The following is a 22,103-nucleotide window of genomic DNA, read 5'->3' as shown; positions in this document are numbered from 1 at the left end:
CGGCCGGCCGTCGATCTGGCATCTTGCGGTGTCGCCTGCTAGCCTCAATGCGATAACGACACCGGACGGCTCCAGCCGTTCCAAGGCCAGGGAATCATGAACATCCGAGCGCTGTGGCGGCTCCCGCTGGCGGCCATGACGTTGATGGCGGCATTGCCGGCGATGGCGGACGCCGACACTCCCGCCTATGCCGGCGAAGCCACCGATATCGCCCGGCTCGACAACGGGCTGCGCCTGCTGGGCGATGACGTCGAGTCCCTCGACGGCATGACCTCCGGCTTCCGACTCACCGCCGGCTTCACGCCCAGCCACCTGCCCCGGCTCGACTTCGGGGCCGAGGTCAGCTATCGACACAGCGACGACGTCGCCGTCAGCGCCGACTCCCGCGACATGCTCCTCGACACCACCAGCCTGGGCGGCAGCCTGCTGGCCGGCGTACGCCTGGGGCGCGTGGGGCTCTATGCCAAGTCGGGGCTCGCCGGCTGGGAGAGCGAGGCGGTCAACGGCCGCCAGGAAGGCATCCCCGAGGGCGGGACGACTCGCATCAACGGCTTCGGCGCCCGCTTCAGCTTCGACCGCTGGGTGAGCCGGCTGGAATACGAGGAGGTCGAGGACCCGACCCTCTCGCATCTCAACCTGATCACCGCCTCGGTGCATCTGCCCTTCTAAGCTGCAAGCTGCAAGCTGCAAGCTGCAAGCTGCAAGCTGCAAGCTGCAAGCTGCAAGCTGCAAGCTGCAAGCTGCAAGCTGCAAGCTGCAAGCTGCAAGCTGCAAGCTGGCAGCATGAGTTCTCCCCGAGCATAAGCAACCCCCGAAGGTCTAGGCCTTCGGGGGTTGCTTGTAGCTCGGCGCTTGTAGCTTGCGGCTCCGGGCGCAGCCCGGGCCTAGCCGGTGTTGCGAAGCCCCGCGGCGATGCCCGCCATGGTCACCATCAGCGCCCGGGACAGGTCGGCACTGATGGCGCCGTCGGCGTCCCGGTTTCGCTGCAGCAGTTCCGCCTGGAGGCCGTGAAGCGGGTCGATGTAAGGGTTGCGCACCTCCACCGCCTGCCGGATCAAGGGGGTACTCTCCAGCAACTCCTGCTGGTCGAGGATCTCCAGGACCGCCTCGTTGAGCCGGGCGAAGCGCTCCCGCAACCGCGTTCCCAGGGCCTGCAGCGCCGGCTCGTCCACCAGCCGATGCTCGTAGTAGGCGGCGATGCCCGAATCGGCCTTGGCCAGCACCATCTCCAGCATGTCCAGGTAGGTGCCGAAGAAGGGCCAGCGGTCGCGCATCTCGCGCAGCACTTCCCGGCCGCCCTCCTCCTCGAGCCGCTGGGCGAAGGCCTCACCGCTGCCGAGCCAGGCGGGCAGCATCAGCCGGGTCTGGGTCCAGGCGAAGATCCAGGGGATGGCCCGCAGGGTCTCGACGCCGCCCTCCTGGCGCCGCTTGGCCGGACGCGACCCCAGCGGCAGCCGGCTCAAGGCGGTCTCCGGCGTCACCGAGCGGAAGTAGGGCACGAAATCCGGGTCCTCCCTCACCACGCCGACATAGGCCCGGTGAGCGACCTCGGCCAGCCGATCCATCTCCTCGCGCCAGGCCGGCTCGGGCGCCGGCGGCGGCAGCAGCGAGGCCTCCAGCACCGCACAGGCGTAGATCTCCATGGAGCGCAGGGCGATCTCCGGCTGGCCGAACTTGAAGCGGATCATCTCGCCCTGCTCGGTCACCCGCAGGCTGCCGTTCACCGACCCCGGCGGCTGGGAGAGGATCGCCGCGTGGGCCGGGCCGCCGCCACGGCCCACGGTGCCGCCACGGCCATGGAAGAGGGTCAGGTCCACCCCGTGGCGCTCGCAGACTTCCACCAGCGCTTCCTGGGCCCGGTACTGCGCCCAGGCGGCGGCCAGCTGGCCGGCGTCCTTGGCGGAGTCCGAATAACCGATCATGACCTCCTGGCGATCGCCGGCCAGCTCGCGGTAGCCCGGCAGGGCCAGCAACCGATCGATGACGTCGCCGGCCCGGTTGAGGTCGTCCAGGGTCTCGAACAGCGGGGCGATGGGCAGCGTCGCCTCGCCTCCCACTTCCTTCATCAGCAGCGCCACGGTCAGGACATCGGAGGGCTGGGCGGCCATGGAGATGATGTAGGTGCCAAGCGCCTCGGCATGCTCGCCCCCCACGACCCGGAAGGTATCGAGCACCTCCCGGGTCTCCGCCGAGCATTCCCAGCGGCGTGGGATGAGCGGCCGGCGGGAGGCCAGCTCGGCGAGCAGGAAGTCCTGGCGTTCCTCCTCGCTCCAGTCACGGTAATGGCCGAGCCCCAGGCTGTCGGTAAGCTCCTCCATCACCTGCTCATGGCGACCGGCCTCCTGGCGCAGGTCGAGCTTGGTGAGGGTGACCCCGAACACCGCCACCCGGCGCAGGGTGTCGAGCAGCACGCCATTGGCGATGGTGTCGAGGCCCACGTCGCACAGCGAGCGGTAGCAGGTGAGCAAGGGAGCATAGAGCTGGTCACGGGTCTCGATGATGGGCCCGCCATCGAAGCTCTTGCCGTCGAGCCGGGCCTTGGCCCAGTCACGGGTGGCCTCGACCTTGATCAGCAATCGCTTGAGCAGCTCGCGATAGGGTTCGGCGACGTCGCCCACCTCGGCCTTGAGCGCGCTGTTGGCCTTCCACATGGACAGCTCGATCTTGAGCTGCTCCAGGTCGCGCAGGTAGAGGTCCGCGGCCATCCAGCGACCCAGCAGCAGGACCTCCCGCGTCACCTTGGCGGTGACGTTGGGGTTGCCGTCGCGGTCGCCGCCCATCCAGGAGGCGAAGCGCAGCGGCGCCGCATCGAGCGGCAGGCGCTCGCCGGCGGTCTCCAGCAGCAGGTTGTCCAGGTCGCGGTGGAAGTCGGGCACCGCCTGCCACAGCGAGTTCTCGATCACCGCGAAGCCCCACTTGGCCTCGTCCACCGGGGTCGGGCGCTCGTGGCGGATCTCGTCGGTGTGCCAGGCCTGGCTGATCAGCTCCTCGAGCCGCCCCTGGGCCCGGGCGCCCCGCTCGGGATAGCCGGCGGAGGACTCGAGGGCGGTCAGGCAGTCGTCGATGGCGTCGTACTTCTGGATCAGCGTCCGGCGGATGACCTCGGTGGGGTGGGCGGTGAGCACCAGCTCGACGCGCATCCTGGCCAGGCTCTCGACCAGCTTGCGAGGCGAGTGGCCCTCGCGCCGGGCGCGTTCGAGCAGTTCGCCGAGCACCGGCTGGGCACCGGGCTTGTAGTCCTCCACCCGACGGAAGCGGGCGCGGTAGTGCTGCTCGGCGATGTTGGCCAGGTTCAGGAACTGGTTGAAGGCCCGGGTCACCGGCAGCAGGTCGCGGTCGGGCAGGCCACGCAGGTACTCGATGAGCTCCCGCTGGCTGTCGGCCTCGCCCTGGCGTCCCTGCTTGGCGAGGCCGCGGATGGTCTCGATGCGGTCGACGAAGCCCTCCCCCAGGTCATCGGCGATGGTGCGGCCCAGGCTGTCGCCCAGGATACGAACGTTGTCGCGCAGCGATTCGTGCAGGTCGTGGCTCATGACCTTGACTCTCCTTCCGATGTGGGGGGATGGGATTCCCGGCGCTTGGCCGCCTGCCAGTGCCGTTCCATGCGCTCGAGCCCCGCTTCGGTCAGCGGCACGCCCTCCTCGGCGAGACCGCTTTCCACCTGACGGAAGCGACGCTCGAACTTGCCGTTGGTGGCGCGCAGGCAGCGTTCCGGGTCGGCGCCCAGGGTCCTCGCCAGGTTCACCGTGGCGAACAGCAGGTCGCCCACCTCCTCGGCGGCATGGGCGGCATCGCCCTCGGCCAGGGCCGCCTCGACCTCGTCGAGCTCCTCGCGCAGCTTGGCGATCACGCCGCGGCTGTCGGGCCAGTCGAATCCTACCCGGGCGGCACGCTTGGACAGCTTGGCGGCTCGGGACAGCGCCGGCAGGGTCCGCGGGACGTCGTCCAGCACCGAGCGGGCCTCCCGGGCCTCGCGTTCCTCGGCCTTGAGCGACTCCCAGCGGGAATGCACCTGGCGGGTCTCGACCTCGGCGGCGCTCACACCCTCCCGGCGCGAGGCCAGGGTGCCGTCGGGGAAGACATGGGGATGGCGACGCAGCATCTTGGCGGTGAGGACGTGGACCACGTCGTGGAAATCGAAGCGGCCTTCCTCGGCACCGAACTGGCTATAGTAGACCACCTGGAAGAGCAGGTCGCCAAGCTCGCCGGGCAGCTCGTCGAAGGCTCGGCGCTCGATGGCGTCGGCCACCTCGTAGGCCTCCTCCAGGGTGTGGGGAACGATGCTGTCCCAGTCCTGCTTGAGGTCCCAGGGACAGCCGAGTTCGGGGTCGCGCAACACCGCCATCAGGGTCAGCAGGTCGTCGAGATCGAAGCGGCGCTCGCTCATGGACGCTTGCTCCCGCGTTTCTTCTTGCCCTTGCCGCCGCTGCGCAGGCGGCGCACCTCGATGACGTTGGCCAGCTGCTGGATGCGCGAGAACAGCCGACCCAGGGTCTCCAGGCCGTCCACCTCCAGGGTGATCTGCAGCCGCGCGATGCCGTCGTCGCTGTCGGTGAGGGTGTTCACCGACAGCACGTTGACCTTCTCGTGGCTCAGCACCGCGGTCACGTCACGCAACAGTCCGGAGCGATCCCAGGCCTGGATCTCGATGTCCACCGGGTACTGGGTACGGGCCCGCTCGCCCCACTCCACCTCGATCACTCGCTGGGGCTCGTCGACGCGCAGCTGGAGGATGTTCGGGCAGTCCTCCCGGTGCACGGTCACGCCGCGCCCCTGGGTGATGAAGCCCACGATGGCCTCGCCGGGCACCGGATGACAGCAGTTGGCCATGCTCGTCTTCAGGTTGCCGACCCCGAGCACGGTGATGCCGTCGCCGCCACCCTTGCCCTGGCCGCGCCTGGGCTTGGCCAGCAGCTTGTCGAGCTGCTCCTGGTCGTCGTTCTCGCCGAACAGCTGCTGAGCCTGGTGCAACACCTGGCCGATCCGCAGGTCGCCGGCGCCGAGGGCGGCGTACATGTCCTCCGGCGTGGCGTAGTTGACCTTGTTGGCCAGGCGAGTGAGGTCCATGTCGCCGACGTCGAGGCGCTTCATCTCGCGCTCGAACAGGAGCCGCCCCTCCTCGAGGTTACGGTCCCGGGCCTGGTGCTTGAACCAGGACTGGATCTTGGCCCGGGCGCGGGAGGTGCAGACATAGCCGAGGTTTGGGTTGAGCCAGTCACGACTGGGGCCGCCCTTGCTGGCGGTGAGGATCTCCACCTGCTGGCCGGTCTTGAGCCGGTAGGTCAGCGGCACGATGCGCCCGTTGACCTTGGCCCCCCGGCAACGGTGCCCCACCTCGGTGTGCACCCGATAGGCGAAGTCGATGGGCGTGGCCTCCCGCGGCAGGTCGATGACGTGGCCGTCGGGGGTGAAGACATAGATGCGATCCGGCGCCACGTCGCTGGACAGGCCTTCGCGGATGTCGCCGAAGTCGCCGACCTCCTCCTGCCATTCCAGCACCTGGCGCAGCCAGGCGATCTTCTCCTCGTAGCTGGCGCTGCGGGCGTTGGTGTCGTGGCCCTTGTAGCGCCAGTGGGCGCAGACCCCCAGCTCGGCCTCCTCGTGCATGGCGAAGGTGCGGATCTGGATCTCCAGCACCTTGCCCTCGGGGCCGAAGACGGCGGTATGCAGTGACTGGTAGCCGTTCTTCTTGGGGTTGGCGATGTAGTCGTCGAATTCGTTGGGGACATGATGCCAGCGCGAGTGCACCAGGCCGAGCACCGTGTAGCAGTCGCTGATCTCGGGGACCAGGATGCGGACCGCGCGAATGTCATGGACCTGGGAGAAGTCGATGCGCTTGCGCTTCATCTTCCGCCAGATCGAATAGATGTGCTTGGCGCGGCCGTCCACCTGATAGTGATGGATGCCCTGAGCCTCGATCAGGCCCTTGAGGATCTCCACCACGTCGTGGATGTAGCGGTCCCGGTCCAGGCGCTTCTCGGCGAGCTGGCGGGCGATGGCCTTGTAGTCGTCCTCGTGGAGATAGCGAAAGGACAGGTCCTCGAGCTCCCACTTGAGGTGGCCGATGCCCAGGCGGTGCGCCAGGGGCGCGTAGATGTCGAAGACCTCCCGGGCCACCTGCATGCGCTTCTCGCGGGGGGCGTCCCGCACCTGGCGCAGCGCGCAGGTGCGCTCGGCGATCTTGATCAGCGCCACCCGCACGTCATCGATCATGTTGACCAGCATCTTGCGCAGGTTGTCCTGCTGGTCGTGCTGGCTGAGGCCTTGGCTGGGGGTCTGGGAGGTGCTGATGGCGGCCATCTGCAGCACGCCGTCGATCAGGCCGGCGACCTCCTGGCCGAAGCGCTTGGCGATGTCCTCCAGACCGATCAGGCCCTCGCGTACCGCCCGATAGAGCACCGCCGCCTCGAGCGCCGGCTGGTCCAGGCGCAGCTCGCCGAGGATGTCGGCCATCTCCAGGCCCATGCGAAAGCTCGACCCGTCCTTGAGCCATACCTTGTGGGGGCGATCGGACTCGCGCTCCAGGCGCTGGGCCAGCTCGCAGGCCGCCCGCATCTCGTCCGGGGCGCGCAGCTTGACGTCCTCCTGCAGGCGTTCGACCCAGCGTGGAATATCGACCGCGCCGTCCTCGGCCAGCGGCTGGTCTTCCCGCACTTTAACCATCGATTGACGCTCCTTCGCACCGCCGCCCGGCATCCGGGTGCTCGAGCAGCAGCATGGATTCCAGGTGGGCGGTGTGGGCGAACATGTCGGCCACCGCCCAGCGTTGGATGACGTAGCCAGCCTGCACGAGCCGCGCCGCATCCCGGGCCAGGGTGGCCGGGTCGCAGGACACGTACAGCACCCGCGGTACCGGACGCTCGGCCAGCGACCGGCAGACGGCCTCGGCGCCGTCCCGGGGGGGATCCAGCAGCACGGTACGCGGCCCGAGCTCGTCGAGCAGGGCCCGACCGGACGCCGCGGCGTTGAGGTCGGCCTGGCGGGCGTCCACCCTGAGCCCGTTGCGCTGGGCATTGTCGCCCAGGCGGTCGACCATGGCGGCACTGCCCTCCACGGCGCAGACCCGCGCCCCGAGGGCCGAGAGGGGCAGGCCGAAGTTGCCCACCCCGGCGAACAGGTCCAGAACCGGCTCGCCCGGGGACAGCGGCGACAGCCAGGCCAGGGCGGTGGCGACCATGCGGGCGTTGACCGCCTCGTTGGCCTGCAGGAAGTCGCCGGGGGCGAAGCCCAGGGTCAGCTCACGCTCCCCCACCGCCAGACGGCAGCTCAGGGCCGGAGCCGGCGTCAGCCACTCGAACGTCGGCGCCTCCCGTCCGACCCAGCGTGCCAGGTGGACGCCCCGGGCCTCGGCGAAGGTCCGCCATCGGTAGGTATCGTCGGGATGCTCGCGCAGCTGGCGAATCACCAGGGTCTCGCCGACGTCGCTGGCCAGCAGTTCCAGGTGACCCACGTGCCGCGGGGCCTCGAGGGCCTTCAGGCAGTCGCGCAGCGGGGTGAGCAGCGCCGACAGCTCGGGGAGGAGCACCGGACAGGCATCGAGGTCGACCAGGCGGTGGCTGTGGCGCGCCCGGAACCCCAGGTGCACGCCACCCTCGGCATCGACCTTGACCCCCAGCCGCGCCCGGCGCCGGTAGCCCTCGCCGGCCTCGGCCAGCAGCTCGGGCTCGCCGGCGGGTGCCAGGCCCTGGCGGGCGAGCAGCTCGCGAAGTACCGCCTGCTTGTGGCGATGCTGCCCCGCCAGGCTCAGGTGCTGGAGGTCGCAGCCGCCGCAGCTGCCGTAATGGGCGCAGGGCGGCGTGACCCGATCCACAGAGGGCTCGAGCACCTCGCGCACATGGGCCTCGTCGAAGCGCTTGCGGGTACGATGCACCGCCACGGCCACCGTCTCGCCGGCCAGGCCGCCCTCGACGAAGACGGTCTTGCCGGCCGGGGTGCGGCCCACGCCGCGGCCGTCATGGGCGAGTCCCTGGAGGGTCAAGACCGGGGCGTCGTCGCCTGCGCCCTTGGCCGGGGGCGCCTCCCGACGCCGTTCCTGGAGCCCCGAGACGCCGGAACGGGCTCTCGTGGGCCGTCGCTTGCCGAGCCCCACCTCAGGACTCCGGGGCGAACAGGCCGGTGGACAGGTAACGGTCGCCGCGGTCGCAGACGATGAAGACGATCACCGCATCCTCGACTTCCTCGGCCAGGCGCAGCGCGCCCGCCAGGGCCCCGCCGGAGGAGACCCCGGCGAGGATGCCTTCTTCCCGAGCCAGGCGGCGCATGTGCACCTCGGCCTCGTGCTGGCCGATGTCGAGTACCCGATCGACCCGGGAGGAATCGAAGATCTGCGGCAGGTAGGCCTCGGGCCAGCGTCTTATGCCGGCGATGCTGGCGCCGTCCTCCGGCTGGAGGCCGACGATCTGCACCCCGGGGTTCCTTTCCTTGAGGTAGCGGGAGACGCCCATGATGGTGCCGGTGGTCCCCATGGAGCTGACGAAGTGGGTGATGGTGCCACCGGTCTGCTCCCACAGCTCCGGCCCGGTGCCTCGATAGTGCGCCAGGGGGTTGTCGGGATTGGCGAACTGGTCGAGCGGCTTGCCCTCACCGCGGGCGATCATGGTCTCGGCCAGGTCACGGGCCTCTTCCATGCCGCCGGCCTGGCTGACCTCGATCAGTTCGGCGCCGTAAGCGGCCATGGCCTGCTTGCGCTCGCTGGAGGCGTTCTCCGGCATGATCAGGACCAGACGATAGCCCTTGATGGCCGCGGCCATGGCCAGGGCGATGCCGGTGTTGCCGGAGGTGGCCTCGACGAGGGTGTCGCCCGGGGAGATCGTGCCCCGCGCCTCCGCCTGCTCGAGCATGGACAATGCCGGACGGTCCTTGACGGAGCCGGCCGGATTGTTGCCCTCGAGCTTGGCGAGCAGGGTGTTGTTGCGCCCCGCGGTGATGCGCTTCAGGCGAACCAGCGGCGTATGGCCGACGGTCTCCTCCAGGGTGGGGAACTGCATGCAACCTTCCTTCTGGAAACGTCTTTTCGGCATTATATCCTTGGCCGCCCCGAGTGGACAGGCATGCCCGCCGGCTGTGGCATACTACGCCGCGACACCCACCCGACGAGTCATCTCCATGTCATTGAAGACCCGCCTGATGCTGGCCATCCTCGTGCTTCCCCTGGTATTGATGACCCTGGTGGTGGCGGTGGTGGCGGAGCTGGAGGATCGCCGCCACCGGCAGCTGATGCGCGAACGCCTGGTCCAGGCCACCTCGATGCTCGCCCCCTCCCTGGGCGAGGCCCTGGCGGCCGGAGAGCGGGAGACCCTGGAGAGGACCGCCGCCCGCCTGCTCGACCTGGAAGACGTGCGCGCCCTCGGCATCCAGGACGCCGAGGGCCGACGGCGCCTGGAGCTCGGCCGCCTCAGGGCGAGTCCCGACATGGCGGCACCGGAGGCCATCCGCATCGAGGAACAGGGACGGCGCTGGCTGATCCGGGCTCCCCTGCCGGGCGCGCCCGGCGCAGGACTGTTGCTCGACGTGGACGCCTCGGTCCTGCCCCTGACCTACTACCGTCATCTGGCCATCGGCGGGATCGTGCTGCTGATGCTCGGGATGCTGCTGTTCATGGTGGCTTACGGCCTCAGCCGCCGGGTGTCGGTACCGCTGGAACGCGCCGCCCAGACGCTGGAGTGGCTGACCGCCGGCGGCGACCCGCGTCCGCTCCCCCTGCCCCGGGATCCGGAGATGAGCCGGCTGGCCCAGCGACTCAATGCCCTGGGCGACCACCTCGCCTCGGCCCGGGAGGATCTTCAGGCCCAGATCGACCAGGCCACCGGCGAGCTCCAGGAATCGATGGAGACCATCGAGGTCCAGAACATCGAGCTGGATCTCGCCCACCGTCGCGCCCTGGAGGCCAATCGGGCCAAGTCGGAGTTCCTGGCCAACATGAGCCACGAGATCCGTACCCCCTTGAACGGCATCATCGGCTTCTGCCGACTGCTGCATCGCACCGAGCTCGCCCCGCGCCAGCGCGAATGGCTCGACCATGTCCAGCGGGCCTGCGACAACCTGCTGATGCTGATCAATGACGTCCTGGATTTCTCCAAGATCGAGGCCGGCCGACTGGAGCTCGAGCATACCGAACTGGACATGGTGGCCCTGGTCGACGAAGTGCTCGGTCTCCAGGCGCCCCAGGCCCAGCAGAAGGGTCTCCAGCTCCTCGGACTGGTCTACGACGACGTGCCCGAGGCGCTGCAGGGGGACCCGCTGCGCATCCGCCAGGTACTCACCAACCTGGTCGGCAACGCCGTCAAGTTCACCGAACAGGGCGAGGTCATCGTTCGGGTGATGGTCGAACAGCAGGCGCCGGGCCATGTAGTGTTGAAGCTGGCCGTCAGCGATACCGGCATCGGTCTCTCCCAGGACGCCCAGCGCCGCCTCTTCCAGGCCTTCCGCCAGGCCGACGCGAGCCACCAGCGAGAATTCGGCGGTACCGGGCTGGGCCTGGCCATCAGCCGGCAGCTGGTGGAACAGATGGGGGGCGAGATCTCCGTCGACAGCACCCCGAACGAGGGCTCCACCTTCTCGTTCACCCTTCCCTTGGCCTGCCGGGAGGATGCCGAGCGCGCCCCGGAGCTGGTGCTGGATGGCAAGCGCGTCGTCCTGGAGGAACCTCATGGCCCGACCCGGCATGCCCTCCGGCATCTGCTGTCACGCTGGGAAGCCCGGATCACCGACCTGGAGAAGGCTCGTACCGCCGCCCCCGCCCTGGCGGTGATCGGGCTGGCCGACGAGGACCTCGGCGAGACGGGGCTGGCGGCCTGGCAGCGTCGCCTGGAGGACCTGCCCTGTCCGGCCCTGCTGCTGGTCAATGCCAGCCCACCCGACCTGCCGGTCTTGCCGCTGCCACATGGCGGGGAAGTGCTGAGCAAGCCGCTGTCGCGGCGCACCCTGGTGGAATCGGTGACCCGGGCCCTGACCCGGGCGCGCCGCGATCAGTCCCCCCACCGGCCGACCGCCCCCGAAGGTCCTCCCCTTCGCCTGATGGTGGTGGATGACACCGAATCCAATCGTCTGCTGCTCAAGGAACTGATCCAGGGGCCGGAGCTGGAGGTGGGACTGGCGGCCAGCGGCGAGGAGGCCCTGGCCATGGCCCAGGAAACCCGGTTCGATCTGGTGCTGATGGACATTCGCATGCGCGGCATGGACGGCGTGGAGACGACCCGATCCCTGCGCGGCCTGGGAGGGCCCTGGCGGCACGTGCCGATCATCGCGGTCACGGCCCATGTACAGAGCGAGCAGCGTCGCCAATTGCTGGAGAGTGGGCTCGACGGGGTACTGGAGAAGCCGCTGGATACCGCCCAGCTCTCCAGCCTGCTGCGCCATCACCTGGGAGTCGGCCTGCCCCTGGAGGACGGGCCCGCCAAGCCGTCGGAAACGCCGGCCGGGGATGCCGAGCTGGCCTCGGTGGACCTGGCACTGGGTACCCAGCTGGCCGGCGGCCGCCAGACCCTGGCCCGCCAGCTGCTCGGCCAACTGATCGATTCCCTGGACGACAGCGAGAGGGCGATCCGCGAGGCCATGACGTCGAACGACGCCGAGGGACTGCTCGACGCCATCCACGCCCTCAACGGCGCCTGCCGTTACTGCGGCGTGCCGCGCCTGGGCCTGCTCGCCGAGACCCTGGAGACGCGGTTGCGCTCCCGAGGCCTCGAGGCCGTCGCCCCCCTGCTGCCCGACCTCTATGCGGCCATGGGCGCGCTCCGGGCGTGGCAGGGGGTTCACCCCTCCATCACCACGAAGGCCACGGCGAACGCCGCCTCGTCCGACAGCGAGAGATGAAGGGCCTTGACGCCGGCAGCCTCGGCCAGGTCATGGGCCTTGCCCTCCAGGCGGAGGGTCGGTCGCCCCAGGGCATCGTTGACCACCTGGATCTCGGTCCAGCGCATGCCATGGCGCAGTCCGCTGCCCAGCGCCTTGACGAAGGCCTCCTTGGCGGCGAAACGCTTGGCCAGGTAGGCCGCGGGACGCCCCCGCTCCCGATAGCGGGCCAGCTCGTCGACACCCAGCAACCGCTCGGCGAAGCGCTCGCCATGGCGTGCCTGGGCGTCCACGAAACGCGCCACCCTCGCGATGTCGGTGCCGATGCCGAGGATCATGGTCAGTGATCGTGATCGTGGTCGTGCTCTTCCAGCGCGGCCACGAAGCCGGCCTCCTGGCCGGCGATGGCCAGGCGCTTCATCTCCGCCACCGCCTCCTTGAGGCCGACGAACAGCGCTCGGGCGATGATGGCATGGCCGATGTTGAGCTCGTGCAGGCCGGGAATGGCGGCAATGGCCTCGACGTTGTGGTAATGCAGGCCATGGCCGGCATTGACGGTCAAGCCCAGTTCACCGGCCATCTCGGCGGCGGCCACCAGCCGGGCATGCTCCCGCTCGGCCCCGACGCCGGACGCCTCGGCGTAGGCCCCGGTGTGCAGCTCCACCACCGGCGCCCCGGCGTTCGCCGCGGCCTCGATCTGGGCCGGCTCCGGGTCGATGAACAGCGACACCTCGCAGCCCGCGGCCGCCAGCCGACGGCCGGCGTCGGCCACGGCCTCGAAGCTCCCCGCGACGTCCAGCCCACCCTCGGTGGTCAACTCCTCGCGCTTCTCCGGCACCAGGCAGACATGGGCCGGACGGACCTCCTCGGCCAGCGCCAGCATCGACTCGGTGACCGCCATCTCCAGGTTCATGCGGGTGTTGAGCACCTCGGCCAGCAGGTGTACGTCGCGGTCCTGGATATGGCGGCGATCCTCGCGCAGATGGACGGTGATGCCGTCGGCTCCGGCCTCCTCGGCCAGCAGCGCCGCCTGGACGGGATCGGGATAGCGGGTGCCGCGGGCCTGGCGCAGGGTGGCGATGTGGTCGATGTTGACGCCGAGCAGGATGCGGGGGGGATGCATGACACTCTCCTTCGATGAGCCGTAAGCTGGAAGCTGGAAGCTGGAAGCTGGAAGCTGGAAGCTGGAAGCTGGAAGCTGGAAAACAGCATGTTACCACCCACCTGTACCGCAAGCCTGTCTTCCAGCTTCAGGCTTCCAGGCGCGTAGCGCTGCTCTTCAAGCTTGGCGGGCCCGCCGCCGGGCCGCCAACTGGCGCATCCACTCCCGGGAGCGCAGCGGCCGGCTACCCAGCAGTGGCGCCAGGGCCGCCCGATTGACGGCCTTGGCGGGCCCGGCCAGGCCCGGCTCGCCCCGGTCGCCACTCGCCAGCAGCTTCAGGGTACGACCATCGATGCCGCCCTGTCCCGGGTGGAAGGCGCGGGAGACGGGGTCGAAGACATAGCGAGTCTGCGGGTCGAGGGCCTGGCCATCGGGGCCGCAGAAGCGCGGCTCGGCATCCAGCGCCTCGAGCAGCGCCTGCTCGAGGCGCCGCAGGGCACCGGCCCGTCGCTCGGGACGCGGCAGGGCCTCGAGGGCCGCGCCGTAGTGGACGAAGACCTCCCGGACCGGCAGCTCCACGGGCAGCAACCGGGTCAACAGTTCGTTGGCATAGAGGCCGCACAGCAGTCCTTCGCCGACCAGCATGGCCGCCGCGCCCTGAGTCTCCATCAGCGACAGCCGCTTGAGATCGCCCTCGCCGCTCCAGGTAAGGTGCAGCGGCGCGAAGGGCTGCAGGGCCGCCCGGGCCCGGCTGCGGGGCCGCTGCACGCCCCGCGCCACGGCCCGGACCCGCCCGTGGTCCAGGGTCAGCAGCTCGACCAGGGCGCTGGTCTCGCGGTAGGGCCGCTTGTGCAACAGATAGGCCGGTTGGGGGATCATGAGCGATGGGCCTTCGGGCAGCGTCAAGCCACAGGGAGCAAGGAGCAAGCGGCAAGCGGCAAGTGGCAAGTGGCAAGTGGCAAGTGGCAAGTGGCAAGCAGATGAGAACCTTTCTACTTGCGCCTCCTTCCCTTTCTACTTGCCACTTTTTACTTTCTACTCGCCGCTTGGTCGCTCAATCCAGGTCGTAGCCCAGGCTCTTGAGCGCCCGCTCGTCGTCGGACCAGCCGCGCTTGACCTTGACCCAGAGGTTGAGCATGACCTTGGCGCCGAGCACCCGCTCCATGTCGAGCCGGGCCTCGCGGCCGATCTTCTTGATGCGCTCGCCGCGCTCGCCGATCAGGATCTTCTTCTGGCCCTGCCGTTCGACCATGATCAGGGCGCTGATGTGCACCACCTTGCCCTCGTCCCGAAACTCCTCGATCTCCACGGTCATCTGGTAGGGCAGCTCGTCACCCAGCTGGCGCATGACCTTCTCGCGGACCAGTTCGGCGGCCAGGAAGCGCTGGCTCTTGTCGGTGATCTGGTCGTCGGGAAAGTAGTGCACGCTCTCGGGCAGGTGCCTGGCGACCTCGGCCTCGAGCTCCGGCACGTTGGTGCCGTGCTTGGCCGCGATGGGCACGATGGCCGCGAAGTCGCGCCGGGCGCCCACCGACTCCAGCCAGGGCAGCAGTTCCGACTTGTCCTTGAGGCGGTCGACCTTGTTGACCGCCAGGATCACCGGCGCCTCGACCCTGGCCAGGCGCTCCAGCACCACCTGGTCCTCGGCGGTCCAGCGGGTGCGGTCGATGATGAAGACCACGCAGTCCACGTCCCGCAGTGCCTGGGTGGCCGCCTGGTTCATGAAGCGGTTGATGGCCTTGTTGCGGTCCTTCTCGAGGATATGGATGCCCGGGGTATCGACGTAGATGTACTGAGCCTCGCCCTCGGTCTTGATGCCCATGACCTGATGGCGGGTGGTCTGGGGACGGCGCGAGGTGATGGAGATCTTCTGGCCGAGGATCCGGTTCATCAGCGTCGACTTGCCGACGTTGGGACGGCCGACGATGGCCACGAAGCCGCAGCGCTGGGTCATGAGCGACCTCCACGGGGGTCGAGCCGGCCCAGGGCGCGCGCGGCGGCCTGCTGCTCGGCGTGGCGGCGGCTGGAGCCGATGCCCTGGGTGTGCTCGTCGAGAATGTCCACGTGGCACTCCACCGTGAAGGTCTGGGCATGGGCCTCGCCCTCCACCGAGATGACCTCGTAGCGCGGCAGCGCCACCTGGCGCGACTGCAGGAACTCCTGCAGCCGGGTCTTGGGATCCTTCTGGGTGTCCTGGAGGTCGATGGCCTCCAGGCGCTCGGCGTACCAGGCCAGCACCCGGGCCCGGGCCGTCTCCATCCCGGCATCCAGGTGGGCGGCGCCGATGACCGCCTCGACGGCGTCGGCGAGGATGGAGTCGCGGCGATGTCCGCCGCTCTTCATCTCGCCGGAGCCCAGGCGCAGGTGATCGCCGAAGTCCATCTCGCGGGCCAGCTCGGCCAGGGTCTGGCCCTTGACCAGGCGGGCACGCAGGCGCGACAGCTGGCCCTCCCGAGCCTGGGGAAAGCGCTGGTAGAGGTCCTCCGCGATGACGAAGTTGACGATGGAATCGCCGAGGAATTCCAGGCGTTCGTTGTTGCGGCCACCGAAGCTGCGATGGGTCAGGGCCAGCTCGAGCAGCTCGGGCTGCGCGAAATCATGGCCGATCCGGCGGCTGAAAAGGGTCAGGGAATTGCTCACGAAGCTCCTGCTATGTCATGCAAGCGATGCCGATCCCGGCATGTGTTATTGAATGCGGCGCACGCTGGTGAAACTCGGCAGGCCACCGTCCCAGTGCATCCAGACGGCGAAGGCCTTGCCCACGACATTGGCCTCCGGCACGAAGCCCCAGTAGCGGCTATCGTTGGAGTGGTCGCGGTTGTCTCCCATGGTGAAATAATGGCCCGGCGGCACCACGACCTCGCGCATCTGCGGGCCGGGGTCGCGAGGATTAGTGTAGATAGCGTGGCTCACCTCGCCCAGTCGCTCTTCGAGCAGCAACTCGCCGGGAGCCGCCGCGGGCCCGGCCTCGACCAGCGACTTGGGCACCGGCTCGCCGTTGACGTAGAGCTGCTTGTCCTCGTAGCGAATGCGATCCCCCGGCACCCCCACCACGCGCTTGATGAAGTTCACCGAGGGCTCGCTGGGAAAGCGGAACACCATGACGTCGCCCCGCTCGGGCTCGCCGAGCTCGACGATCCGGGTATTGATCACCGGCAGGCGCAGGCCGTAGGCGAACTTGTTGACCAGGATGAAGTCGCCCACTTCCAGGGTCGGGCGCATCGAGCCGGAGGGAATCTGGAAGGGCTCGACCACGAAGCTGCGCAGCACCAGGACCACCAGCAGCACCGGGAAGAAGGAGCGTGCGTAGTCCACCGGCCAGGGATCCTTGAGCGCCTTCTCCCGGGCCGCGGGATCGATCCCCTCGGTCGTCCCGGCCTCGGTGTTGGCAAGCAGCCGGGCCCGGCGGGCGGGCCGCCACCAGATCAGGTCCAGCAGCCAGATGGCGCCGGTGACGGCCACCGCCACCACCAGCAAGAGTGCGAAGTCCATCGTCGACGCCCTTCCCTAGTCGTTGACCTTGAGCACGGCGAGGAAGGCATCCTGGGGAATCTCCACCCGGCCGACCTGCTTCATGCGTTTCTTGCCCGCCTTCTGCTTCTCGAGCAGCTTCTTCTTGCGGGTCACATCGCCGCCGTAGCACTTGGCGGTGACGTTCTTGCGCATCGCCTTGACCGTGGAGCGAGCCACCACCTGACCGCCGATCGCGGCCTGGATGGCCACGTCGAACATCTGCCGCGGAATCAGTTCCTTCATCTTCTCGACCAGCACCCGGCCACGGGAGTGGGCATGGTCGCGGTGGATGATCACCGCCAGGGCATCGACACGATCACCGTTGATGAGCACGTCGAGACGCACCAGCTTGGCCGCCTGGAAGCGCTCGAAGTTGTACTCCAGCGAGGCATAGCCCTTGGAAATGGACTTCAGGCGATCGAAGAAGTCCATCACCACCTCGCTCATCGGCAGCTCGTAGGTGAGCTGGATCTGGCTGCCCAGGAAGAGCATGTCGAGCTGGGTGCCGCGGCGCTGCTCGCACTCGGCGATGACGTTGCCGACGAAGTCCTGGGGCACCAGGATGCTCGCCCGCACGATGGGCTCGCGCATCTCCTCCACGTCGGCCATGTCGGGCAGCTTGGACGGGTTGGAGACGTAGCGCACCGAGCCGTCCTTCATGGCCAGCTCGTAGACCACGGTCGGCGCGGTGGTCAGCAGGTCCAGGTCGTACTCGCGCTCGAGCCGCTCCTGGACGATCTCCATGTGCAGGGTGCCGAGGAAACCGACCCGGAAGCCGAAGCCCAGGGCGTCGGAATTCTCCGGTTCGTAGTCCAGGGAGGCATCGTTGAGCGCCAGCTTCTCCAGGGCGTCGCGGAAGTCCTCGTAGTCGTCGGCGCTGACCGGGAACATGCCGGCATAGACCTGGGGCTTGACCTTCTGGAAGCCGGGCAGGCGCTTGACGTCCGGGGTCTTGGCATGGGTGATGGTATCCCCCACCGGGGCGCCATGGATGTCCTTGATGCCGGCCACCACGAACCCCACCTCGCCGGCCTTGAGCACGTCGGTCCCGCGACGCTGCGGGGTGAAGATACCCACCTCGTTGGCCTGCCAGTCGCGGCCGGTGGAGGTGATGCGGATCTTGTCGCCCTTCTTCAGGGTACCGTCGAAGATCCGCACCAGGGAGACCACGCCCAGGTAGTTGTCGAACCAGGAGTCGATGATCAGCGCCTGCAGCGGCGCCTCCGGATCGCCCTTGGGGGGCGGAATGTCGCGCACCAGCCGCTCGAGCAGCTCGTCGACGCCCAGGCCGCTCTTGGCCGACACCTGGCAGGCATCGGTGGCATCGAGGCCGATGATCTCCTCGATCTCGTGGCCGACCTTCTCGGGATCGGCCTGGGGCAGATCCATCTTGTTGAGCACCGGCAGCACCTCGAGGCCCTGCTCGATGGCCGTGTAGCAGTTGGCCACGGACTGGGCCTCGACACCCTGGGCGGCATCCACCACCAGCAGCGCCCCCTCGCAGGCATAGAGCGAGCGCGAGACCTCGTACGAGAAGTCCACGTGCCCCGGCGTATCGATGAAGTTCAGCTGGTAGACGTTGCCGTCCTTGGCGTGGTAGTCCAGCGTCACCGACTGGGCCTTGATGGTGATGCCCCGCTCACGCTCCAGGTCCATGGAATCCAGGACCTGTTCCTTGAGTTCGCGCTCGGTCAGCCCCCCGCAGGTCTGGATCAGGCGGTCGGCCAGGGTCGACTTGCCGTGATCGATGTGGGCGATGATCGAGAAGTTCCGTATCCCGTTGATTACTTTACGGTTATCGCTTTCTGCCATTCAGGATTGATCCGTGTCGTGTACGCGCCCGCAGAACCGGGGGCGGAAATGCGCATCGTGTGAGATGGCGGCATTGTAGCGGGATGCGCCGGCCAGATACAGCGACCCGGCGGCCGGGGCCGCCGGGTCTCGGCGCTCGACGGACGCCGACGGGGTCAGTCGGCGGCGAGTCGCAGGGCCACGAAGTAGGAGCGGCCTTCCCGGTAGAGACGCACCGGCACCACGCTGCCCTCCGGGAAGCCGGCGACCAGCTCGGCGAGCTGCGAGGGGCTCTCCACCGCCTGCTGGCCGATGCTCACCAGGACGTCGCCGGGGCGGATGCCGGCCTGGGCGGCGATGCCGCCCGGTTCGACCTCGGCGACCCGCACGCCATGGTCGAGCCCCAGCTTGCGGCGATCCCCCTCGTCGAGCGCCTGGACCACCACCCCCAGTCGGGCCGGGGCTGTATCGCCGCCTTCGGCGGCCAGGGCGGCATCGGGCCATGCCCCCACGTCCAGGGTGATGGTGCGACTGGCGCCGTCGCGCAGCACTTCCAGGGCGACCTCACCACCGGGCGGCACGCGACCGATCAGGCGCGGCAGGGTACTGGAGCGCTCCACCTCCTTGCCGTTGACCTCGAGGATGATGTCCCCGGCCTGCAGGCCACCCTCGGCCGCTGGTCCCTCCGGATCCAGGTCGGCGATCAACGCGCCCTCGGGGTTGTCCATGCCGAAGGACTCGGCCAGCTCCCGGGAGACCGGCTGGATCATCACCCCGAGCCAGCCGCGGGCCACCGAGCCGTTGGCGCGGAGCTGGTCGGCCACGTCCATGGCCACGTTGATGGGGATGGCGAAGGACAGCCCCATGAAGCCGCCGCTGCGGGTGAAGATCTGGGAGTTGATGCCGACCACCTCGCCGTCGAGGTTGAACAGCGGTCCCCCGGAATTTCCCGGGTTGATGGCCACGTCGGTCTGGATGAAGGGCACGTAGACATCCCGCGGCAGGGTGCGGTTGATGGCGCTGACGATGCCGGCGGTCACGGAGTGATCGAAGCCGAAGGGCGAGCCGATGGCCGCCACCCACTCGCCCACCTGGAGCTCGTCGGAGTCGCCCAGGGCGAGGGTGGGCAGGTTGTCGGCCTCGACCTTGAGCACCGCCACGTCGGTCTTCTCGTCGGCGCCGACCAGTTCGGCTTCCAGCTCGCGGCGATCGTTGAGGCGCACCAGGATCTGGTCGGCCCCGTCGACCACGTGAGCGTTGGTCATGATGTAGCCGTCCTCGTCGATGATGAAGCCCGACCCCAGCGACTGACGCTCCTCGCGCTGCCCGCCACCGCCGGGCGGCATCGGCAAGCGATCACCGAAGAAGTGACGGAAGATCTCCGGAATCTCCTGGCCGCCGAAATCGTGGAAGGGGGAGTCGCGCTCCACCATCCGTGAGGTGGAGATGTTGACGACCCCGGGGGCCGCCTCCTCCACCAGTTCGGTGAAGTCGGGCAATTCCCGGGCCTGGGCGGCCTGGGTGGCGAAGAGCGCCAGGACCAGGAGCATCCACAGGGAAAGGGATCTGGGTGTCATGAGGGACTCCTGTGACAAGGTGCGATGAATAAGCAGATCGTGTTTCTCTTACCACAAGGTGGGAGAAAGGTTCAGCAGGGGGGCTCGAGCAGCCGGGGCCGATAGCGGGCGTCATCACGCTGCAGCCGTCGCCTCAGGATCAGCAGGCCGCCGAGCAGTCCCGCGGCGAACCCCAGCGCCACCCAGGGCTCGGAGCCTCCCAGCCGCTCGATGCCCAGGGCGCCGGCCAGGGCGAGCCCCAGCGGCATGCCGTAGGTCCAGAGGCTGGCGCTGGCCAGCTCGCGCGGGGGCAGGCCCAGGGAGACCTCCTGGCCGATGGCCAGCGGATGCGAGCTTTCGATGGCCACCCGCAACGGGCGCGACCGCCCCCAACGGGCCATGGCTCGAGTGCCGCACCCGGACCGGGCCGCGCAGGCGCCGCAGGCACTGCTCCGCTCGACCTGGACCCAGGCGCCTCCCTCGAAGGGCTCCACCACCCGGCCGCGCTCGACCAGCAGGCTCGCCGTCTCGTCTGGACTCATGGGGTCACCTCCGGCCGTCTCGCCTCCCGGCCGGGGTCGCCCCCGTCGTCGGCGTGCCACTCCACGGCCTCGACCACCCGGCGCAGGACCTCGGGCGGCAGCTCGCCCATGGCCACCACCTGGCGGGGGCGGCCGCCGAGCTGCCGGTGCAGCACCGCGGCGTTCGATACCCCCAGTCGATGGACACCGGGGATCAGCAGATCACGGTTCTCCAGTGGCTCGACGAACAGGCTCAGGGTCGCCAGGCCGTCGCCATAGACCCGATGGCCGACCTCCGGACGGCGGCCGGCATGGGTCTCCACCGGCTGGGCCACGAACCCTTCGGGCATCCAGCCGGGCCGCCAGGGGGGGGCGGGGAGGCGTCGCGCCGGGGAAAGGCCGATCTCTCCCCGGTGAAGACGCGGGTCGCGCAGTTCGGTGATCTGGAAGGTCTCGATCACCCGTCCACGCTCGTCGAGCAGCATCTGCTTGAGCGGGAGGGCGGTCACGGCATCGAGCCACAACCGGTGGCCATAGCGCAGCTCGTCCAGCGGCTCGATGTCGAGCCGAACCGTTCGACGGCCGGCGATGCGATCCTCGCCGGTGATCTGGAGACGATAGAGCCCGGCGAGATGATCGACGATCGTTGCCGGCGAGGCCGGTGCGGGACGCCCCGCGGCCATACCGGCGAGACGGGCGACTCGTCCCTGGCGCTCGAACACCACGGCGGGTCCGTCGAGGAACCGCGCCACCTCACGCTCGATGCCGTCACGGATCTCGTGGGACAGCGCCAGGGTGCGCACCCCGTCGACGCCGATGCGCACCGCCCGGGCCTGGTAGACATAGCAATGGTTCGCCCAGAGGCTGCGCTCGTACCAGCCGCGGGCGGAATCCGGCGGGGCCCCGTCGGCCAGCTCGGCGCAGTCGAAGTGGGGGCCTTCGACCCCCGGCGTGGCCGCCATTCCCTGGACAGGGAGCAGCAGGATGGCGCCGGCCAGGAGGGTCGCCGCCAGTCGCGCCGTCCTTGTGCGCCGGGTCGCCATCAGCGCTGTCCCAGTGTCTCGCTTCCCGAGGCCCGCAGCAGCGGCATCCAGACGTCGCCGCCACTGGCGGCGGCGCCCTCCGCATGGCGATCCAGGTAGGACTGCAGGAGCAGGGCCTGCTGACGGTCCATGCGCAGCGACTGGCGCTGGGACGGCGACAGCATCATGGGCATCGCCTCCCCGGCCCCCACGGTCATCAGGCCGGCATTGCCTGCCGTGGGGGTCTGGAACATCGGCAGGTCGACCAGCGAGGGCATCCGGTCGTCCGTCGGAAACTCGGCCTGCTCGGCGGCGGCCGCCACGGCGGCCTCGTCGCCGCCCAGCGGCGAGGCGCCGTTGTAGAACTGCACCCCGGTGATGACCAGCAGGGACACGGCCGCGGCAATACCGGCGCTGCGCGCCAGGGGCAGCGAGCGTCGCGGCAGCTCGCTTGCGGCCGGAGTCGGCGCAGGCTCGTCCTGGAGGCGGGCCATGATCCCCGCGGAGAGGTCGGTGGCGACGTCGGCGTCCGTCTCACGTCGCATCAGGCTTCTCATCAGATGGTAGCGGCGCCAGGCATCCGCCGCGTCCGGCTCGTCCTCCAGCGACTTCAGGACCCGCCGTAGCTCGAGCTCATCCCCCTCGTCGTCCATTAGCGCAGAAAGCGATTCCCGTGCGTTCTGACTCATTTCTTATCACCCTCACAATGGGCAAGGCGCCGCCGCCTTGCATCCTGTTGGAAGCCTGGAAACCCGACCCGAAAGCCCGTGTCGTCGGCCATGTCGAGAGGCCCATGACCCGTGAC

General features: G+C 69.1%; 18 protein-coding genes. 2 read left to right on the top strand and 16 right to left on the bottom strand.

Annotated elements, in window-relative coordinates; all coding sequences use genetic code 11:
* Positions 1–96 precede the first annotated feature (96 nt).
* Positions 97–669, top strand: a complete 573-nt coding sequence (locus BEI_RS06505; RefSeq protein ID WP_097788753.1) for an outer membrane beta-barrel protein — start codon at positions 97–99, stop codon at positions 667–669.
* Positions 670–884: 215 nt separating this feature from the next.
* On the opposite strand, the gene ppc is transcribed toward BEI_RS06505, so the two are convergent.
* From ppc to cysM, 5 genes are read right to left on the bottom strand one after another with little or no spacing between them, the layout of a single operon-like run.
* A complete protein-coding gene (ppc, locus tag BEI_RS06500) occupies positions 885–3,533 on the bottom strand; it encodes a phosphoenolpyruvate carboxylase (protein WP_097788752.1) in 2,649 nt (882 codons plus the stop codon).
* Positions 3,530–4,387, bottom strand: a complete 858-nt coding sequence (mazG, locus tag BEI_RS06495) for a nucleoside triphosphate pyrophosphohydrolase (protein WP_097788751.1) — start codon at positions 4,385–4,387, stop codon at positions 3,530–3,532. Before mazG ends, ppc begins: the two co-directional genes overlap by 4 nt.
* Positions 4,384–6,663: a GTP diphosphokinase gene (gene relA, locus BEI_RS06490; RefSeq protein ID WP_097788750.1), complete on the bottom strand. Its 2,280-nt coding sequence runs from the start codon at positions 6,661–6,663 to the stop codon at positions 4,384–4,386. The genes mazG and relA overlap by 4 nt, the downstream gene beginning before the upstream one ends.
* The gene (locus tag BEI_RS06485) at positions 6,656–8,089 is read right to left on the bottom strand and encodes a TRAM domain-containing protein (RefSeq protein WP_097788749.1); all 1,434 of its coding nucleotides are present in this window, start codon (positions 8,087–8,089) and stop codon (positions 6,656–6,658) included. Before BEI_RS06485 ends, relA begins: the two co-directional genes overlap by 8 nt.
* Position 8,090: 1 nt before the next feature.
* Positions 8,091–8,987 (bottom strand): cysteine synthase CysM, encoded by an 897-nt coding sequence (gene cysM / locus BEI_RS06480; protein ID WP_097788748.1) that lies wholly within the window; start codon positions 8,985–8,987, stop codon positions 8,091–8,093.
* A gap of 118 nt (positions 8,988–9,105) precedes the next feature.
* On the opposite strand from cysM, the gene BEI_RS06475 reads away from it, so the two are divergent.
* Complete coding sequence (locus tag BEI_RS06475; protein ID WP_097788747.1) at positions 9,106–11,814, top strand: ATP-binding protein; 2,709 nt, start codon at positions 9,106–9,108, stop codon at positions 11,812–11,814.
* Here BEI_RS06475 and acpS read toward each other — a convergent pair.
* The 11 genes from acpS to BEI_RS06420 all read right to left on the bottom strand — a co-directional run bounded on the left by acpS (position 11,754) and on the right by BEI_RS06420 (position 21,987).
* Positions 11,754–12,131 (bottom strand): holo-ACP synthase, encoded by a 378-nt coding sequence (gene acpS / locus BEI_RS06470; protein ID WP_097788746.1) that lies wholly within the window; start codon positions 12,129–12,131, stop codon positions 11,754–11,756. The two genes, BEI_RS06475 and acpS, sit on opposite strands and share 61 nt — an antisense overlap.
* A gap of 2 nt (positions 12,132–12,133) precedes the next feature.
* The gene (gene pdxJ, locus BEI_RS06465; protein ID WP_097788745.1) at positions 12,134–12,916 is read right to left on the bottom strand and encodes a pyridoxine 5'-phosphate synthase; all 783 of its coding nucleotides are present in this window, start codon (positions 12,914–12,916) and stop codon (positions 12,134–12,136) included.
* A 156-nt stretch (positions 12,917–13,072) separates the two neighbouring features.
* Entirely contained in the window at positions 13,073–13,774 is a 702-nt protein-coding gene (recO, locus tag BEI_RS06460) for a DNA repair protein RecO (protein ID WP_097788744.1), read from the bottom strand.
* A gap of 175 nt (positions 13,775–13,949) precedes the next feature.
* Entirely contained in the window at positions 13,950–14,849 is a 900-nt protein-coding gene (gene era / locus BEI_RS06455; RefSeq protein WP_097788743.1) for a GTPase Era, read from the bottom strand.
* Complete coding sequence (rnc, locus tag BEI_RS06450; protein WP_097788742.1) at positions 14,846–15,535, bottom strand: ribonuclease III; 690 nt, start codon at positions 15,533–15,535, stop codon at positions 14,846–14,848. Before rnc ends, era begins: the two co-directional genes overlap by 4 nt.
* Before the next feature lie 45 nt (positions 15,536–15,580).
* Entirely contained in the window at positions 15,581–16,387 is an 807-nt protein-coding gene (lepB, locus tag BEI_RS06445; RefSeq protein ID WP_097788741.1) for a signal peptidase I, read from the bottom strand.
* Between the two features lie 15 nt (positions 16,388–16,402).
* A complete protein-coding gene (lepA, locus tag BEI_RS06440; protein ID WP_097788740.1) occupies positions 16,403–18,220 on the bottom strand; it encodes a translation elongation factor 4 in 1,818 nt (605 codons plus the stop codon).
* A 155-nt stretch (positions 18,221–18,375) separates the two neighbouring features.
* A complete protein-coding gene (locus tag BEI_RS06435) occupies positions 18,376–19,776 on the bottom strand; it encodes a DegQ family serine endoprotease (protein WP_097788739.1) in 1,401 nt (466 codons plus the stop codon).
* Positions 19,777–19,847: 71 nt separating this feature from the next.
* Complete coding sequence (locus BEI_RS06430) at positions 19,848–20,297, bottom strand: SoxR reducing system RseC family protein (protein WP_097788738.1); 450 nt, start codon at positions 20,295–20,297, stop codon at positions 19,848–19,850.
* Positions 20,294–21,319 (bottom strand): MucB/RseB C-terminal domain-containing protein, encoded by a 1,026-nt coding sequence (locus tag BEI_RS06425; protein WP_227644606.1) that lies wholly within the window; start codon positions 21,317–21,319, stop codon positions 20,294–20,296. Before BEI_RS06425 ends, BEI_RS06430 begins: the two co-directional genes overlap by 4 nt.
* A complete protein-coding gene (locus BEI_RS06420) occupies positions 21,319–21,987 on the bottom strand; it encodes a sigma-E factor negative regulatory protein (RefSeq protein ID WP_097788737.1) in 669 nt (222 codons plus the stop codon). Before BEI_RS06420 ends, BEI_RS06425 begins: the two co-directional genes overlap by 1 nt.
* Positions 21,988–22,103: the final 116 nt, after the last annotated feature.

The sequence above is a fragment of the Halomonas beimenensis genome (assembly GCF_002549795.1).
Classification (GTDB): Bacteria; Pseudomonadota; Gammaproteobacteria; order Pseudomonadales; family Halomonadaceae; genus Halomonas; species Halomonas beimenensis.
Note: the sequence above shows the minus strand (reverse complement) of the source record. Positions and strands in the feature narration are given on the sequence as shown.

Coding starts and splice junctions, on each gene's coding strand:
- BEI_RS06435 (WP_097788739.1), bottom strand. CDS start 19,776: ATGACACCCAGATCCCTTTCCCTGTGGATGCTCCTGGTCCTGGCGCTC.
- lepA (WP_097788740.1), bottom strand. CDS start 18,220: ATGGCAGAAAGCGATAACCGTAAAGTAATCAACGGGATACGGAACTTC.
- era (WP_097788743.1), bottom strand. CDS start 14,849: ATGACCCAGCGCTGCGGCTTCGTGGCCATCGTCGGCCGTCCCAACGTC.
- BEI_RS06430 (WP_097788738.1), bottom strand. CDS start 20,297: ATGAGTCCAGACGAGACGGCGAGCCTGCTGGTCGAGCGCGGCCGGGTG.
- BEI_RS06425 (WP_227644606.1), bottom strand. CDS start 21,319: ATGGCGACCCGGCGCACAAGGACGGCGCGACTGGCGGCGACCCTCCTG.
- BEI_RS06505 (WP_097788753.1), top strand. CDS start 97: ATGAACATCCGAGCGCTGTGGCGGCTCCCGCTGGCGGCCATGACGTTG.
- lepB (WP_097788741.1), bottom strand. CDS start 16,387: ATGGACTTCGCACTCTTGCTGGTGGTGGCGGTGGCCGTCACCGGCGCC.
- recO (WP_097788744.1), bottom strand. CDS start 13,774: ATGATCCCCCAACCGGCCTATCTGTTGCACAAGCGGCCCTACCGCGAG.
- BEI_RS06420 (WP_097788737.1), bottom strand. CDS start 21,987: ATGAGTCAGAACGCACGGGAATCGCTTTCTGCGCTAATGGACGACGAG.
- pdxJ (WP_097788745.1), bottom strand. CDS start 12,916: ATGCATCCCCCCCGCATCCTGCTCGGCGTCAACATCGACCACATCGCC.
- acpS (WP_097788746.1), bottom strand. CDS start 12,131: ATGATCCTCGGCATCGGCACCGACATCGCGAGGGTGGCGCGTTTCGTG.
- relA (WP_097788750.1), bottom strand. CDS start 6,663: ATGGTTAAAGTGCGGGAAGACCAGCCGCTGGCCGAGGACGGCGCGGTC.
- cysM (WP_097788748.1), bottom strand. CDS start 8,987: ATGCAGTTCCCCACCCTGGAGGAGACCGTCGGCCATACGCCGCTGGTT.
- mazG (WP_097788751.1), bottom strand. CDS start 4,387: ATGAGCGAGCGCCGCTTCGATCTCGACGACCTGCTGACCCTGATGGCG.
- ppc (WP_097788752.1), bottom strand. CDS start 3,533: ATGAGCCACGACCTGCACGAATCGCTGCGCGACAACGTTCGTATCCTG.
- BEI_RS06475 (WP_097788747.1), top strand. CDS start 9,106: ATGTCATTGAAGACCCGCCTGATGCTGGCCATCCTCGTGCTTCCCCTG.